This is a genomic window from Desulfosediminicola ganghwensis (assembly GCF_005116675.2).
Lineage (GTDB): Bacteria > Desulfobacterota > Desulfobulbia > Desulfobulbales > Desulfocapsaceae > Desulfopila > Desulfopila ganghwensis.
On record NZ_CP050699.1, the window covers coordinates 3,152,373 to 3,168,181 of the forward strand.

The 15,809-nt window shown below is 48.5% G+C and carries 14 protein-coding genes; 4 read left to right on the plus strand and 10 right to left on the minus strand.

Annotated features, from left to right (window positions below; translation table 11 throughout):
* Positions 1-50: 50 nt before the first annotated feature.
* Positions 51-689, plus strand: coding sequence for a methylenetetrahydrofolate reductase C-terminal domain-containing protein (locus FCL45_RS13370; protein WP_228721327.1), 639 nt, complete (start codon positions 51-53; stop codon positions 687-689).
* 2 nt (positions 690-691) lie between these two features.
* Positions 692-1,624, plus strand: a complete 933-nt coding sequence (locus FCL45_RS13375; protein ID WP_136795978.1) for a methylenetetrahydrofolate reductase — start codon at positions 692-694, stop codon at positions 1,622-1,624.
* A 125-nt stretch (positions 1,625-1,749) separates the two neighbouring features.
* On the opposite strand, the gene FCL45_RS13380 is transcribed toward FCL45_RS13375, so the two are convergent.
* Entirely contained in the window at positions 1,750-2,004 is a 255-nt protein-coding gene (locus tag FCL45_RS13380) for a DUF8180 domain-containing protein (protein ID WP_136795977.1), read from the minus strand.
* A gap of 193 nt (positions 2,005-2,197) precedes the next feature.
* A complete protein-coding gene (locus tag FCL45_RS13385) occupies positions 2,198-2,392 on the minus strand; it encodes a CooT family nickel-binding protein (protein WP_136795976.1) in 195 nt (64 codons plus the stop codon).
* A gap of 605 nt (positions 2,393-2,997) precedes the next feature.
* Between FCL45_RS13385 and FCL45_RS13390 the strand changes: the two genes are divergently transcribed.
* On the plus strand, positions 2,998-4,773 hold the full coding sequence (locus tag FCL45_RS13390) for a formate--tetrahydrofolate ligase (protein WP_136795975.1): 1,776 nt from the start codon (positions 2,998-3,000) through the stop codon (positions 4,771-4,773).
* 117 nt (positions 4,774-4,890) lie between these two features.
* The gene (folD, locus tag FCL45_RS13395; RefSeq protein ID WP_136795974.1) at positions 4,891-5,784 is read left to right on the plus strand and encodes a bifunctional methylenetetrahydrofolate dehydrogenase/methenyltetrahydrofolate cyclohydrolase FolD; all 894 of its coding nucleotides are present in this window, start codon (positions 4,891-4,893) and stop codon (positions 5,782-5,784) included.
* A 209-nt stretch (positions 5,785-5,993) separates the two neighbouring features.
* On the opposite strand, the gene FCL45_RS13400 is transcribed toward folD, so the two are convergent.
* From FCL45_RS13400 to ovoA, 8 genes are all read right to left on the minus strand, one after another.
* On the minus strand, positions 5,994-6,692 hold the full coding sequence (locus FCL45_RS13400) for a rhodanese-like domain-containing protein (protein ID WP_136795973.1): 699 nt from the start codon (positions 6,690-6,692) through the stop codon (positions 5,994-5,996).
* A gap of 72 nt (positions 6,693-6,764) precedes the next feature.
* Positions 6,765-7,355 (minus strand): rhodanese-like domain-containing protein, encoded by a 591-nt coding sequence (locus FCL45_RS13405; protein ID WP_136795972.1) that lies wholly within the window; start codon positions 7,353-7,355, stop codon positions 6,765-6,767.
* 398 nt (positions 7,356-7,753) lie between these two features.
* Positions 7,754-8,695, minus strand: a complete 942-nt coding sequence (locus tag FCL45_RS13410; protein ID WP_136795971.1) for a cation diffusion facilitator family transporter — start codon at positions 8,693-8,695, stop codon at positions 7,754-7,756.
* Between the two features lie 323 nt (positions 8,696-9,018).
* Positions 9,019-9,768 (minus strand): LutC/YkgG family protein, encoded by a 750-nt coding sequence (locus FCL45_RS13415; RefSeq protein WP_136795970.1) that lies wholly within the window; start codon positions 9,766-9,768, stop codon positions 9,019-9,021.
* Positions 9,765-11,210 carry a LutB/LldF family L-lactate oxidation iron-sulfur protein gene (locus tag FCL45_RS13420; protein ID WP_136795969.1) on the minus strand — a complete coding sequence of 482 codons (1,446 nt, stop codon included), beginning with the start codon at positions 11,208-11,210 and terminating at the stop codon, positions 9,765-9,767. The genes FCL45_RS13415 and FCL45_RS13420 overlap by 4 nt, the downstream gene beginning before the upstream one ends.
* The gene (locus FCL45_RS13425; RefSeq protein ID WP_136795968.1) at positions 11,207-11,965 is read right to left on the minus strand and encodes a (Fe-S)-binding protein; all 759 of its coding nucleotides are present in this window, start codon (positions 11,963-11,965) and stop codon (positions 11,207-11,209) included. The genes FCL45_RS13420 and FCL45_RS13425 overlap by 4 nt, the downstream gene beginning before the upstream one ends.
* A 298-nt stretch (positions 11,966-12,263) precedes the next feature.
* Positions 12,264-13,271, minus strand: coding sequence for an asparaginase (locus FCL45_RS13430; RefSeq protein ID WP_136795967.1), 1,008 nt, complete (start codon positions 13,269-13,271; stop codon positions 12,264-12,266).
* 423 nt (positions 13,272-13,694) lie between these two features.
* Positions 13,695-15,800, minus strand: coding sequence for a 5-histidylcysteine sulfoxide synthase (gene ovoA, locus FCL45_RS13435; RefSeq protein ID WP_136795966.1), 2,106 nt, complete (start codon positions 15,798-15,800; stop codon positions 13,695-13,697).
* Positions 15,801-15,809 lie beyond the last annotated feature (9 nt).

Here is a 15,809-nt window from a genome sequence, read left to right on the forward strand (position 1 = left end):
TGTATTGACCAGGGAGCGGAATAGTTATGATAGTTGGTGAGCAGAAACCTTTGGAAGAAATCTGGGAGATGGTTCGGCAACATAAAAATGTCACAGTCTTTGGCTGCAATACCTGTGTGGCCGTATGCCATCAGGGTGGGAATAAAGAAGCCGAAATCCTTGCCTCTTTATTGAGGATGAAAGCAACAAGGGAAGAGCTGGAGATACAGTTTGTCGATAGTGGTATAGAGCGACAATGCGAACATGAATTTTTTGAAAAAGCTGAGGGTCTGCTGCAAAACTCAGAGGCTGTGCTGAGTCTGGCATGTGGTATCGGGGTGCAGTTTGTGGCTACCAAGTACCCGAAGACTCCTGTGTATCCGGCGTTGAATACTACCTTCCTGGGAGATGTAATCGCGCCAGGAGTCTTCACTGAAAAGTGCCAGGGGTGCGGTGATTGTGTTTTGGGGGCAACCGGCGGCGTCTGTCCGATAAGTCGTTGCGCCAAGCGGGTTCTGAATGGGCCTTGTGGTGGATCTGCAAATGGCAAATGTGAGATTTCCAGAGAGGTTGATTGTGCCTGGCAACTGATAATAGATCGCCTGGACGCAATGGGGAAGATGGAAAACTACGAAAAGCTCAGTAGCCTCAAGGATTGGTCCAGGGATAGGGCGGGGGGGCCGAGATCATTTAAACTGGAGGACTTCTAATTGTGGAATTAAAAACAGAAAGCAAACTCGAGAAGATCTTCAAAAGTGGTCATCTTGCGGTCACCAGTGAGTGTGGTCCTCCGAGATCAAGTGATCCAACCCATATTATTGAGAAAGGACGGCTCATCAAGAATCATGTAGACGCGGTAAATATCACTGATAACCAGACCTCGGTAACCAGAATTTGCAGCCTGGCAGCTTGTATTCATCTGAAAAATGAAGGGATTGAACCCGTTTTGCAGATGGTAACCAGGGACAGAAACAGGATTGCCCTGCAGAGTGATCTTCTGGGTGCTGCCTCGTTTGGTATAAATAATGTGCTCTGCCTTTCCGGTGACCATCAAAGCTTTGGTGACCACCGCCAGGCACAGAATGTTTTTGATCTGGACTCTATGCAATTGCTGCAAACCGTGCGGCACATGCGGGAGGAGGGGAAATTCCTGAGTGGTGATGAAATAAAGGTGCCCCCGAGGTTTTATGCGGGTGCCGCCGCCAACCCTTTTGGTGATCCGTTTATGATACGGGTGCCAAGGCTCGCTAAAAAAATTGCGGCAGGTGCTGAATTTATTCAGACTCAATGTATTTACAATATGGATCGCTTCGAGAAGTGGATGGAGGAGGTGCGGGATCGAGGTCTGGATGGAAAAGTCAATATAATGGCTGGAATTACACCGATGCGCTCAGTGGGGATGGCAAAGTACATGAAGCGTGCCGTGCCGGGAATGGATGTGCCCGATGAACTCATCGACAGGTTGGCGGGGGTTGAAAAAAAGCAGCAGGCCCAGGAGGGAATAAATATAGCAATTGAGCAGATCCAGAGGTTGAAAGAAGTAAAAGGGGTAGCTGGCTTTCACGTTATGGCTATCGAATGGGAAGAGAAAGTGCCGGAAATAATTGAGAGTGCAGGTCTTTATCCAAGACCGGAGGTTGATTGACTCTTGTGATTTACAGTGGGATGGTATCAGAAGAATGAGAACAGCCTGAGGGGATTACCACTCTCCCGGCTGTTCTCATGAAGTTTGATTTGTCCGTTACCGGATGATCAGAAAAGGCAGAGGTATCAGTGATGGTGGTGATGATGATGGTGATGGTGGTGACCACCTTCCTCGGCTGGGCCGCCGGCCTCTTCCAGCGCCTTGTTGAGCGAGATATTGGCCTCGTTCATACATTTGATGGCGTCAGCAATGTTGTCAGCGATGGAGGACATGCCTTCTTCACCTGCAGTTTTACGCCATTTCTCAAATTCTTCGGCATGGCCTTTGTTATGATCAATCCAGTGTTGCAGGAGTACTCGCAATTTGTCTTTACTTTCCATAAATGTCTCCAGTATTTGGAACGTTAATACCGCATTTTTCCTGTAGTTGGCAAATGTTGGCCTGTAACTGTAGCCTGCAGGTTATCCCATTGTTTTTGTGCACGTTGTTCGTAATGTTGAGGCGCCCGGTCATCCCGGATTTCTCGTTAGCCCGGCCGAATCGTAAGTGAAGATTTGGCTGAAAGCACGCCTGTCAGGTAGGTTTTTGCACGTACACCTTGCCGGCCAGAAAGTCGATGCTGCGAACGGATGCACCGGGAATCTCTTTGGTCCCCTCAAAGAGTGAGGTGATGACCAGTGCGTCTTCGAGAACATCGAGCTTGGTGACATTTTCCATCATCAGCTCCTCTGCACCGTCATGGTCCATTACTACTCGTATTTCACACATATTTGCCTCTTCCTGCGAAAGTGTTTGTTATGAAATAACTGTCATTGTTGAACCTTACATCTATAACGAAGTAATAACGTACTGGCTGGTGCTCCGTCAATGACCATTTCCGTTGAGCGGCTGATTTCGCAAATCAAAATTAAGAGGCAGCGGAGGTGGACTGGATGAACTATATTCTCGGTAGTGGCAATGATTGTCAGTTTAGCTGATATAATGTTTTTTCTTGTTTCAATTTGTGCTTGTTTATCAAATGACTGCATAACAATCAGAAGGATCATGTGTGCGAGTTGTGCGTAGCGTTGTGCGTAAACACGGCGATGGAGTCGAATTGTCGGTCGGAGGGGATGATTGAAATCGATTTAATTTGTGAAATATTAGTTGATTAGGAGTGCATGGCTAACCCCGTGTGTGGAATTGAGTAATGGTGACTCATTTGTGTCAAAACAACTTGCAAGAGAGCAATATTTTAGAGTAGGTTATCGACAATATTGAGGGAATAAATTTTGTAACCGGTATGCAGTTCTAGTATGTAGTCTTAACCGGGGGGCGGTTTCATCCTGATACCGTGTCACCTACCACCTTCACCTGAATCAAAAGGAATCGTTATGACATTAGATCCAACCAAACACCAGGACTGGGAAATCGCCGAAGAGGCGGAAACACGGATGCTGACGATCTATCAGATTGGTGAAAAACTGGGGCTTACCAAAGAAGAGCTGTTGCCTCAGGGTCACTACATCGGCAAAATTGACTTTCAGAGAGTGCTTGCACGTCTGAAAGACAAGCCTAACGGAAAGTACATCGATGTTACCGCTATCACACCCACTCCGCTTGGAGAAGGTAAATCAACCTCTTCCATGGGCCTTGTTCAGGGGCTTGGTAAGAGAGGGAAGAACGTCTGCGCTGCGATTCGTCAGCCTTCCGGCGGCCCAACCATGAATATCAAGGGTTCTGCAGCTGGTGGTGGTCTCGCCCAGTGCATTCCCCTGACCCCGTTCTCGCTGGGATTTACTGGTGACATCAACGCAATCATGAATGCCCATAACCTGGCGATGGTTGCTCTCACCTCCCGTTTGCAGCATGAAAGAAACTACACCGACGAGCAACTCGAGCGTCTCTCCGGCATGAAGCGTCTCGATATCGACCCGACCAAAGTAGAGATGGGTTGGGTAATGGACTATTGCTGCCAGGCACTGAGAAATATCATTATCGGTATCGATGGCGTTAACGGCAAGTCCGACGGCTTCATGATGAAATCCAAGTTCGGTATTGCCGTTTCTTCAGAAGTTATGGCTATTCTTTCAGTATCCAAGGATCTGAAAGACATGCGCGAGCGCATGGGTAAGATCGTTGTTGCCTACACCAAGAAAGGCAAGCCGGTTACCACCGGTGATCTGGAAGTTGCAGGTGCCATGACAGCCTGGATGGTTGATGCTCTCAATCCTTCCCTCATGCAGACCCTGGAAGGTCAACCTGTTATTGTTCACGCCGGTCCTTTTGCCAATATCGCCATCGGCCAGAGTTCCATCATCGCTGACCGTGTTGGTCTGAAGCTTGCTGATTATCATGTAACCGAGTCTGGTTTCGGTGCTGATATCGGTTTTGAAAAATTCTGGAACCTCAAGTGCCGTTTCAGTCAGTTGGTACCTGATTGCGCTGTTGTTGTTGCCACTATCCGTGCTCTGAAGTGTCATGGTGGCGCTCCTGTACCTGTTCCGGGTAAAGCAATGCCGGAAGAGTACCTGACCGAGAACGTTGACTGGGTTGCCAAAGGATGTACCAACCTGATACACCACATTAATACCGTGCGTAAAGCTGGTATCAGCCCGGTTGTCTGTATTAACGCCTTCTATACCGATACCGACGCGGAGATCGCCAAGGTTCGTGAGCTGGCCGAGGCTGCAGGTGCCAAGGTTGCCCTGTCCCGTCATTGGGAGCATGGTGGTGAAGGTGCTCTCGAATTTGCCGATGCGGTTATTGAGGCGTGTGAAGAGCAGACAGAGTTCAAGTTCCTCTATGAGCTTGATGAGCCGATCAAGGATCGTATCGAGAAGGTCGCGAAAGAAGTTTACGGTGCTGACGGTGTTGACTACTCTGCAGCTGCCGATGCAGCTATTGACAGAATCCAGGCAGATCCTGAGCTGGCCAATCTTGGTCTGTGTATGGTTAAGACTCACCTGTCACTCTCTGACAATCCAGCCCTTAAAGGCTGTCCTAAAGGATGGCGTCTCTCCATCCGTGAGGTGCTCACCTATGGTGGTGCCGGATTCATCGTCCCGGTTGCCGGCGCTATCAGCCTGATGCCGGGAACAGGCTCGAACCCGGCATTCAGACGGGTTGACGTAGACGTCGAGACTGGTAAAGTAAAAGGCGTATTCTAAAGGTTACTGACCATGGCCCGTCCTGCTTCCCAGGACGGGCTTTTGTGTTTGCAGAGAGGCACTTGCAGGCACCTAGCCGTAGAGTGTTTCCAGATGCATTCAAAAGGAGATATTTCCATGACAGCAGAAATTATCAGCGGTACCGATATACGTAAGGCAATACTGGCAGAACTTAAGGATGAGGTTGCAGAACTGAAAGAGAAGTATGGCAAAGTTCCAGGGCTGGTTACTATTCTTGTTGGTGAGAATCCGGCTTCTATCAGCTACGTTACCCTGAAAGTACGAACCGCAGAAAGCCTTGGGTTTCATGAAGTACAGGATAATCAGCCCGAGGATATTTCCGAGGCAGACCTGTTAGCTCTGATCGATAAGTATAACAATGATTCCGACATTCACGGCATCCTGGTGCAGTTGCCGCTGCCAAAGCATATTGATGACAAGAAGGTGCTGAATGCCATCAATCCTGACAAGGACGTTGATGGTTTCCATCCAGTAAACGTTGGTCGCCTGATGATTGGTGGCGACGAGGTACTGTTCCCCCCGTGTACCCCGGCCGGTATTCAGGAGATGATTGTACGTTCAGGAACCGAGACTTCCGGCGCTGAGGTTGTCGTCGTGGGTCGTTCCAATATCGTAGGTAAGCCGATTGCCATGATGATGGCGCAGAAAGGTGTGGGTGCAAACTCCACAGTGACCATCGTTCATACCCGCACTCAGGATCTGGCTGCTCATTGTAAGCGTGCTGATATCCTGATCGTTGCAGCCGGAGTTCCGAACCTGGTCAAGCCGGAGTGGATTAAGCCCGGCGCCACCGTCATTGACGTTGGTGTCAACCGTGTCGGTATGAACGAAGAGACCGGAAAAGCTATTCTGCGTGGTGACGTTGATTACGATAAAGCTCGTGAGATCGCCGGAAAGATCACCCCGGTACCTGGTGGAGTAGGGCCGATGACTATCGCTATGCTGATGAAGAACACTGTACGTTCTGCAAAGGCATGGATGTCCAGGTAAGTAACTTGCCCGCCTGATTGTTGCTTGAGCTTCAACTGAGCAGCTTTCGTTTACAGTAAAAGAAAAGGCCATGACCGATTTACGGTCATGGCCTTTTCTTTTTGATGGTGGCCCGCGAAATGAATAGTGCTGCTTCGCGAACAAGGGGAGAGCCGGTCACGTAGCCTGGGGGCTGACCGGCTCTTTTATGATCTAGGAACAGGGGGAAATTAGTTCTCAGTTATCTTGAAAGTGCCATCATCGTTGAATGCAGTGTCAGCTTTCAGGAAGTTGACTTTGTAGCCATTATCCTTCAAGGTCAGGTATGCCATCTCTGCGCGGATACCGGTAGAGCAGTACGTAACGATTTTCTTGCCTTTGGGGATATCAGCAAGATTGTCACTGATCTCATCGGTCGGAATATTAATCGCGCCGGTGATCATACCGCTCTCTGCTTCATCTTCGGTGCGAACGTCGATGATCATGGTGTCAGCAGCATTTTGAGCAAGGAGTTCATTGAATTTTGCTGCACTCATGGCACCAGGAATTGGCTTGGGAACATAAGCAATCTCTGTGGCGGTAGCGCCCTTAGCGATTGCAAGCCCCGCTTTTTCAGCTGCAGCGATGCCACCTTTGAGTACCGAGGTGTTTTTGTAACCCCAGCCACGAATGATATCGAAACTTGCAAGCCCTGCCTGGTAATCCGGTGCTACGATAACGATGGGTGCATCCTTTTTAGCAGGGAAAGCATCTTTCATGGAAGCAAGCTTATCTGCGGTGATTGCGACAGCACCTTCGATATGACCTTTTTCAACAGCACTCTGCTCACGGGTATCAACGACAACCACAGAGTTTTTGAATTTAGCCATTACATCGAGGTATTTGGTGGAAGCAACAAGCGGATTTTTCGCTTTCTTCCATGCAGGCATACCATCGATAAATACTTTTACGTTAGTGTAACCGAGTTTTTCTGCCCGCCGGGCAGAAGAAGGACTGAGGCGTCAGGTGGGCCCTCCACAATAGAATACAAGCAGGTTTTCCTTATTCTTGGGGAGCTTGGCGATATTCTTCTCAAACTGAGCATCGTAGATGGAGAGAGCGCCTGGTATATGACCGGTAACAAAGAGTTTACCAGGGCGGGCATCTACAATAGTGAAATTACCTACTTCCGGTCCTTTGGCAACCAGAGGCGCCAGAGCTTCAAGCCGTATAATGTCTTTCTCAGCGAGCTTGGCAGGCTGCTTAACACTTACGGAAGTAGCGTAGAGAACACCAGCATCTTCTTCGAATTTTACTTTTACCTCTTTGTCTTTGCCGATCTTGTTGATCGCCTCTGCGCCCTTGAGTGCGGTATCTTCATCAAAAGACACCAGCCAGGTAGATTTACCTGTACTTACTTTCAAGGTCTCAGCTTTCATGGAGACACTTCCGAGCTTACCGCGAATGGTATCAGCGCTGTCGCCTTTGTGACATTGCATACACGGTTTGAGAACTTTAGGTTTCGCGTCCTGTGCAAAACCTGCAGTAGGCAGCAGCAGGCAGGTTGCCGCTAGGGAACCTAGAGCTGCCTGAAAAAAACCTCTGTAAACCATCTTTTCCTCCTCATTGGTAATATATCCCTGCAATCCTACCCATTAGACCTGCAGGTAATACAAATGGTTCCGGGGATAAGCCTGAACCCCGGGAGCCATTCCTAGACAAAAGCAAAGAGCATTAAATAGTCATATTCTGCATATGAACGTATGACTCCCGACTATACTACACCTTACTTAGCTTAAGCAATTAAATGTTTAGTTAAATCACAAAACAGTTGAATAAAAGTAAGCAATATAACTACGTTGTGGTATGGGTTGGTTCTTTTGTCGGGATGGGTTTGTCAGGGAAGGTGACAGGTTCAGATTAAGAACTTGATGAAATAACCCAGATAACTGAAATCACTCACCAGATTTGCTTATAGAAGGAGAGAATCACTACCGTTTGTTGGCACGTATTAATGGTGAACGTCGGTTGCTGAGTGAATGACGCCTGCCTTGCAGATGTGAGGGGTTTCGGGGCAAACTTCGTTCCTGCAAGGTTCAACATGTATGGTGATATCAGAATTCTTCAGTTCCTGCTCGATTTCCAGTTCAAGCATTTCAGTGATATTGTGAGATTCTTCAACGCTGAGTTGTCTACAGACCGTGAGATGGAAATCGATCATTTTTTTTGAACCGGATTTTCGTGTTCGCAGGTTATGGCAGTCGTACATGTGGCCACCATGTTCCTCTATAACTTTATAGATTTTATTCCTGGTCTCTTCGGGTAGTTGGGCGTCGAGGACATCATCTAAGGCACGTCGCGCCAACTTGATTGCTTCAAAAAGAATGTAGGCGCCAACAAGTAATGAGAGCAGGGAGTCGAGCCAGTTTATATGGAAAAAGTAGATGAGTACCAGGCCTGCGGTGAGTGCCAGATTGGTATAAACATCCATGGAGAAATGCAGGGAGTCGGCTTTAAGTGCGGCTGAGTCTGTTTCTTCACCGACTTTTACCAGGTATCTGCTGATAAAAAATGACACAATAACGGATATAATCAGCACCACCATGCCGTTACCGACCTTGGATGGCTCTGCTCCGACAATCAGTCGGCGCAAAGATTCAATAATGATCCACACTCCGGACCCGCCGATTATAAGGGACTGGACAAGTGCAGCCATGGTTTCGAACTTACCATGTCCATAGGCGTGGGATGTATCGGCAGGTTGTTCAGCCTGGCGAATAGCCAGAAAATTCACCCCGGACATGAGAATGTCGAGCATGGAGTCGATAGCGGATGAGAGAACCGCCATCGATCCGGTAACCAGACCAACGACAAATTTCATCAGTGCCAGACTGATTGCGGTGGTTATCGAGAGTTTTGCTGCGAAGATTTTTTTTTGTGAGTTGTTTTTCATTATAAAAAGTTAATCCCTGGGACGGTAAGCCCCAGATGATCTTTTGTTCGGGCGGTATCAGGTATATAACTTTTTGCTGCAAGCCAATATTGGGCTATTGGGGAGTCAAAATAGTTGAAAATAGAGTATCACATGGGCTGCGGCCGGGGACATTGGAGGTCTACGCGTATCTCCTTCAATGGCCCCAGGGAGAGCATTGTCTGAAAACCGGGAAATCAATTTTCGTACTCTAATCCGACAACAACCCCTGCGTTATCTGTCTTGTCCCAATGCTCATGAGAAATTCAGATGAGTGACTTCTTTTTTCTGCAGCACGGCGGAATTCACGTCTTGGTATCTTCCAAAATACAAATATGCATTTCTTTTGGACCGTGTGCGCCATAAACCATATGTGCCTCGATATCGGCAGTTTTTGAAGGCCCTGAAATAAAGCACCATGAATTGAGCGCGGAATCACGACGCATCATGGCGTATGCCTCGCTGAGGTTTGCTAGTATACGGCTTCTTCGGACAAAACCGATATGGATGGATGGTACCAGAGATGTAGACTGGGGCATTCCGGGTCTGGTGCATTGCACCAGGGTGGCGCTGTCGGCAATTCCCCAGTCGGCAACGGTAATACCGATAAAGGAGGCTATGGTTTTGTCTCGCAGCTCAGAATCTTCACGGTAGGTGGTATGTACAGTGATAGGGTCTTCAGAGAACCTCTCCCACAACTTGAGGCCACTGATATCCTTATGCGCATGTTGAATAATATGGCGGTTATTACTGAATTCCGGCACACGGTTTCTGGCGATATTAACGATAATGTCAGCAGCTTCATCAAGACTTTTAATGCAATAGACGCTGAGACTCTGAGGGTCTGCGTTATCCATGAAAGCACTGGCAAGGCCCTGTTGGTCGAGATCGGTACGGTTCTCGACTGTGTCCACAAGCTGCCTGTCATCGGTGTAGGCGAATATTTCGGGATAGGCCCGTTTGTCACGGGGCATGTCAGAGTCGGGAGCCACGGCTTGTCTGACGGTTGACAGAAAGCGTAGTTCGTTATCCGATTGACTGTGATAATTGCTCATGTCTGACTCCCGCTTCGTGATTTCTTATGTGTTTTTTTCCAGCGCTCTGAAAATGTCTCTGCTGCAATAGGGGGCAGATCTCTGCCTCTGGTCCACTTGCCGCCAAGAAACGGCATTGAGGAAACCATGCCATTACTGCCTGTCTTCCGCTTGGTGTACCATCTGGCAATTTTCAGTGAGATATTATAAAGCGTTCTGTTTTTTATGGTTGTTTTCCAAAGCCGGAAGCCAATCCTCTCCATGCGGCTTTTCGGGGTTACCTGCCACTTTTCATCTCCGTAGGCTAGTTTGTATCGCAAGGTGCTGAGCATTTTGGGCAGATCATTTTCCACCGGGCAAACGTCTTTGCAGGCCCCACAGAGGGTCTCACCTTTGCAGAGGTCTGCATGCTTGTTTATTCCATGCAAAAGAGGGGTAACCACCGCACCGATCGGTCCACAATAGGCAGAGCTGTAAGCGTGGCCACCTATTTTGCCATACACCGGGCAAATGTTCAGGCAGGCACCACAGCGGATACAGGCAAGCACTTCGCGAAACTCAGGGTCGGCAAGTATCTTTGAGCGGCCATTGTCAATGATTACCAGATGAAAGTGTTCAGGACCGTCCGGATTATCGTCATCTGAAACACCGCCGGTGAAACTGACATAGGTTGAAATTTTCTGAAGCGCCGCCCCTCTGGTAAGAAGCTGCAGGAGATCCTGATGTTCCTGAAGGTTCGCAGCAACCCTCTCCATTCCCATGAAGGCCACATGTACCCGGGGCATGGTGGTGGCCATACGAATATTGCCCTCATTTGATACCAGAGAGACATGGCCTGTTTCAGCACAAGCTATATTGCAGCCGGTAAGGCCCATATCGGCGGTGAGCAACTTTTCCCGCAGGGCGGTGCGCGCTGCCTGGGTAAGCTCCGGTGGATTTTCTGTATAATCAATACCGAGTTTGTCGGTAAACAGTTCTCCTATCTGTTTGCGGTCCATGTGAATACAGGGCGCAATGATGTGAGAAGGGGTATCTTCAGCGAGTTGGACAATGTATTCACCAAGATCAGTTTCGACTACCTCGATACCTGCCTTTTCAAGGGCCGGATCAATGCCCACTTCAACAGTGGTCATGGATTTACCTTTTACGATCCTTTTCACCTTGTTTTCTCTGGCTACTTCCAGAGTGTATCGAACGGCATCTTCTGCCGTGGCGGCGAAGTAAACGTTGCCCCCTCGTTTTCTGATATTTTCGGAGAGTTCGGCAAGGACGATATCAAGGTGTTCCAGGGTCTGCATGCGTCTTGATTTGGCGCGCTTGCGCTGATCTGCATCGACCATGTTGTCCCAGTATTCCATAGCACCTTTACCGAATCTGCCCTGAATCATCTTGAGACCGCTTTGCAGGGTTTCATTGGCAATACCAGCTTCGGCTTTGCGGGAGTATGATTGAGACTTTTTCATTTGTCTTCTCCCAGGTGATGGCCTTGACCCTGTGCTAAAATTTCCGCGATATGCATAACCTTGATGTCTTCTCCACGCCTGCTCAATCTACCTTGAATATTCATCAGGCAACTGATATCGCAGCCTGTAACGATATCGGCACCGCTGGCAAGAATGTTATCGATTTTCTCATCTACAATGGCCGTGGAAATTTCGGGGTAATTGACGGAGAAAGTGCCGCCAAATCCGCAGCAACTATCACTGTCCTTCATTTCGACGAACTCAAGGCCAACGACACTGTTGAGCAATTTTCTGGGTTGCTGGTTTATTTTGAGACCGCGACTCAGGTGGCAGGAGTCGTGGTAGGTAACTTTGTGGGGGAAATAGGCACCAAGGGTGGAAACTGCAAGTTCATCGATGAGGTATTGGCTGAACTCAAATGTCTTAGCACCAACAGCTTTTGCTTTTGCAAGCATTACAGGATTGTCTTTAAACAACTCGGAGTAATGGTGCCTGACCATATGTACACAAGACCCTGAAGGGCAGACAATAACTTCAGCAGATTCGAATAGTTCTATAAAACGCTCTGCCGCTGCGGCCGCTTCTTTGCGATACCCTGCGTTAAAAGCTGGCTGGCCACAGCAAGTCTGCTTTTCAGGGAAATCAACAGGAATCCTGAGTGTGTCAAATATGGAAACCATGGCATCACCAACATCGGGATACATCGAGTCCACAAGGCATTGGACAAATAACGAGACTACGGGCTTATCAGACATTTTAAGGGGTGCGGAAAAGGTGAATCTTAACCGGAGTGCTTTGGGCATTCCGGATCGGATTAGTGTCCCGATTTTCACATGAGATATTCGGGTTGAGACCCTGACGGGTAATTGCATTATTCTTTGGCAGGATCTTTGACTCTATTCCTTACGTTATCAGGGCAGGGTTTAGAATGTATCTCCTTTCAGATTCCATAATAGGAGGAAAACGTCAACACATTCCGTCGATTGGCTCATCTTGAATACGGAAGATGGTTTATGCAGATATACATCATCAGTTTCATATCCTCGGAGAGAATCAACTCAGATTGAGAGAAAAGACCGGAGAAATGTGACCAACAATGGTTTTAATATCATTAAGGTTATCTACTCTGCGGTATGATCCCAGACGGAGCAGTTCTTCACCTGAAAGAAGATCAAGCTGTTCGAGAACGGCAACCGCAATGGGGGGCAACATCGCCATATTGCCGCTCTCAACCTTTATGGCGATACCTAGGTTTTTATCTTTGACACCGACACAGTACACTCCTTCCGCGCCGATTTTCCCGACCAGTTTGCCATTGGTTTTACGGATGAGTTCGGTACAGAAACCGCCTGTTCCTGCGACCATTTCAGGTTGTTCATTCATGGCGCTGAAGATGCTGTCTGCCGCATTTTTGTATGGCAAAGGTAGCGAACTGCTGTTGGCAAGCCGGGCAAACCCGGTTGCCATATTGCTCAGTGGCAGGGCGTGGACCGGAGCACTGCAGCCATCAATACCTATCGCTATATCAGATGGATCTGTGTCGCACATCTCAGCTATGACCTGAAGGATTTCTTTCTGGACGGGATGATCGGCTGAAAGGTAGTTCTCCAGAGGATAATTCTGCAGCACACAGGTGGCGAGCATGCCGGCATGCTTACCTGAACAGTCACTGAATAGCGAGGTGAGTCTGACATTTTCTCTTGCAAGTTGTAACGCATATTGTGGATTGAGGGAGGTGACAACGCCGCCCAGAACATGTTGTTCGGTAAGACCGGCTTTGGCAAGAATTGATGTCACAGCCTTTAGATGGAATGGTTCGGCATAGTGTGAGGAGCAGATTACAGCAACTTCTGCAGGGCTGAGCTTATATTTCTCATGGGCACCCGAGAGAAAAACATTCATGGCCTGCAGAGGTTTGGCGGCTGAACGAAAATAGGTGCTTTTCTGAGGATTACCGACCGAGGCCAGCAGTGTACCGGAACTATCGGTAACCGCTATATCACCACGATGAATACACTCTACGATATCGCCGCGTTGTACTTCAACAAGCTGCTCTGACATTGGTCTCTCCTGAGAAATTAAGGTGGATGATGTTAATGAAGAACCGGAATCTGATTACCATAAAAGCTCAGCTTGAGGGAGTGAGGCGTTGCGAGCAGGGTGATAGTGGTAAACAGTATAAAGCCCCAAAAAACTTCTCTACAAATTGATGCATAATGATTCCAGGGTAAAGTCACGTGCTGATCGGACACACCTCGCGTCTATCTTCTCTTCTTTTCAGATTGAAGATCAGGGAGAGTCAAAAAACGGAATGAGGATGTTCCATCGCTGAGACGGCTGGGAGGATGTTAGCGGAAAGTCTGAACAAGGTAAAGAAGATATGAATACATTTCAGACGGAAAAAAGCCGGAGGCAATAACCCCTCCGGCTTAAATTATATGAACTCACAGATCGAGCAGTTGCTTACCTGTAAAGCTGCTCCCTTCAGTTTTTCTCCCAAACAGTCAGCTGACAAATGGTATGCTGGAATTTTCGTCTCGTTTCTCTGATCACCATCTCCACATCCCGTGCTGAGTCGATCATCTTGAAATGAGGAGCAAGTATATCGCCAAGGGCCTCAACGGTTGAGTATGGCTCTCCGTCCTTGCGATAACCGCCAACCCACTGATCCTTTTTGGTGAACTGTTTAAGCCAGGTGTATGGCGAGGTAATAATAAGCAGTCCCCCTGTTTCGAGTCGTTGATGGATGGTGGTGAGAAAACGTTTCGGGTTTACCATCCGGTCGATGAGGTTGCCGGCAAAGATAAGGTTGTAACCTGTAAATTCCGGCTTGAGATTGGCGGCATCCGCCTGGTGAAACTCGACCTTATGACGTGTTTCGTCCAGATTGAATTCGCTGAGATGGTGCTCGTGAAAAGAGACGATTTCACCTTCTTCGCAGAGTTCGTATCGGGCATATCCTTTCTCCTGCAGTTGAGAGGCAATACGAATAAAGCGGGCAGAAAAGTCGAGGCCATGTACCTCATCAAATGATCTGGCAAGTTCAAAGGTCGCTCTTCCGACGGAGCATCCGAGTTCAAGCGCTTTTTTCATCGAGCGCCCCTGCATATATTCAAGACAGATCCTGGCGCACTGTATCGGAAAAGGTTCTACACCAAAGTAGGAGGAACCGAAATGAAGTTCGCAGTACTGGGATACAGCCTGGTCGCTCTCATACGTTGCCTCTGGTTCAGGCAGGGGCTGATCGGTTTCCACATAACGGAGGCCTGCATGCTGGAAGAAATGACGTCGAAAGGCATATCGGCTGTCGCGGGTGGCTGAATTACCGGTGGAGATCCAGGAACCGCCCTTGATCAGGTTATGCTGGGTATCGAAGGTCGGGGTTGAAAAATCATCGTAATATGGGTGAACTTCGAAACCTTCGAAGCCGGATATCGGTGTTTCAGTCCACTGCCAGACGTTGCCAATAATGTCATAAAAGTCACCAAACCTGAAATGGTCGACCGGGCAAGACGAGGCGAAGTGTTCCAGATTGATGTTGCCGGGGGCCTCTTTCCAGTAAGGTTGATCTGCAATTGCATGAATATCGCGCAGGCGATACCATTCATCCTCTGATGGCAGCCTGATGGTGGTGCCGGTCTGCCTGCTCTTCCAGTTACAGAAGGCTTTGGCCTCCAGGTAATTTACCTCAACCGGCCAGCTCCATGGCATTTCTATGATCTGAGTCATGGTACGAAAAAGAAACTCTTCACCCCGCGGAACCCAGAACAGCGGATGGCTGGCCTGGGAAAAATGCAACCAGCGTCTGCCTTCCTCGGTCCAGTATTCATCTTTGGTGTAGCCTTCCTGATCGACAAAATCCTTGTATTCAAGGTTTGAGACGAGAAAACGCGATGCCATAAAATCACGAACTTCTGCCTCGTGGCGGCCAAACTCGTTGTCCCAGCCATACAAAGGGTGATTCTTGTCTTTTCCAAGGCGCACCTTGCCTCCCGGAACATGAAGCAACCTATTATCCGGAGCAGGACCAGACTGATGACAGATCTCCCAGAGCGGAAGTTGCTGAACCTCCTCAATCGGCATGCGGCGAATGATGACTGATGAGGTCTCAAGGTGAATTCGTTGATGTTCAATTCCCATCATCACAGCCCAGAATGGGGTATCCCAGGTGATCGGCAGGGAAAGCGGCAGTTCCTGAATCAGCAGGTCGACTTCATCTCTCACCTTTTCCCGGTACGCCTTCACTTCATCGACTGTAGGCCAGTCGTAGTGAGAATCGTCCAGGTCATCCCAACTCATTTCATCAACGCCGATAGCGAACATTGACTCAAAGCGAGGGTTGATACGATGGTCTATGAGTTTGGCTATAAGCAGTTTATTGATGTAAAAAACGGCAGTATGTCCAAGGTAAAAGATCAGTGGGTGCCGTAACGGCTCCGCCCTGAGGTAAAATGCTTCGTCTCTGGCAAGACTGTCATAGAGCTTTTCATCGATAGTGTAGGTCGCGTGAAAGTAGTCACGAATCTCCTCTCGTTTGACTTCTGTTGTACCCTCATTAAGTATTGTGGTTCTGGTGTTGCGAATATCCATGACGCCTCC

Excerpts from the sequence above, each read along its gene's own strand:
- FCL45_RS13380 (WP_136795977.1), bottom strand. The coding sequence starts at position 2,004 with ATGGAAAGTAAAGACAAATTGCGAGTACTCCTGCAACACTGGATTGAT.
- FCL45_RS13385 (WP_136795976.1), bottom strand. The coding sequence starts at position 2,392 with ATGTGTGAAATACGAGTAGTAATGGACCATGACGGTGCAGAGGAGCTG.
- FCL45_RS13390 (WP_136795975.1), top strand. The coding sequence starts at position 2,998 with ATGACATTAGATCCAACCAAACACCAGGACTGGGAAATCGCCGAAGAG.
- folD (WP_136795974.1), top strand. The coding sequence starts at position 4,891 with ATGACAGCAGAAATTATCAGCGGTACCGATATACGTAAGGCAATACTG.
- FCL45_RS13400 (WP_136795973.1), bottom strand. The coding sequence starts at position 6,692 with ATGCCTGCATGGAAGAAAGCGAAAAATCCGCTTGTTGCTTCCACCAAA.
- FCL45_RS13405 (WP_136795972.1), bottom strand. The coding sequence starts at position 7,355 with ATGGTTTACAGAGGTTTTTTTCAGGCAGCTCTAGGTTCCCTAGCGGCA.
- FCL45_RS13410 (WP_136795971.1), bottom strand. The coding sequence starts at position 8,695 with ATGAAAAACAACTCACAAAAAAAAATCTTCGCAGCAAAACTCTCGATA.
- FCL45_RS13415 (WP_136795970.1), bottom strand. The coding sequence starts at position 9,768 with ATGAGCAATTATCACAGTCAATCGGATAACGAACTACGCTTTCTGTCA.
- FCL45_RS13420 (WP_136795969.1), bottom strand. The coding sequence starts at position 11,210 with ATGAAAAAGTCTCAATCATACTCCCGCAAAGCCGAAGCTGGTATTGCC.
- FCL45_RS13425 (WP_136795968.1), bottom strand. The coding sequence starts at position 11,965 with ATGTCTGATAAGCCCGTAGTCTCGTTATTTGTCCAATGCCTTGTGGAC.
- FCL45_RS13430 (WP_136795967.1), bottom strand. The coding sequence starts at position 13,271 with ATGTCAGAGCAGCTTGTTGAAGTACAACGCGGCGATATCGTAGAGTGT.
- ovoA (WP_136795966.1), bottom strand. The coding sequence starts at position 15,800 with ATGGATATTCGCAACACCAGAACCACAATACTTAATGAGGGTACAACA.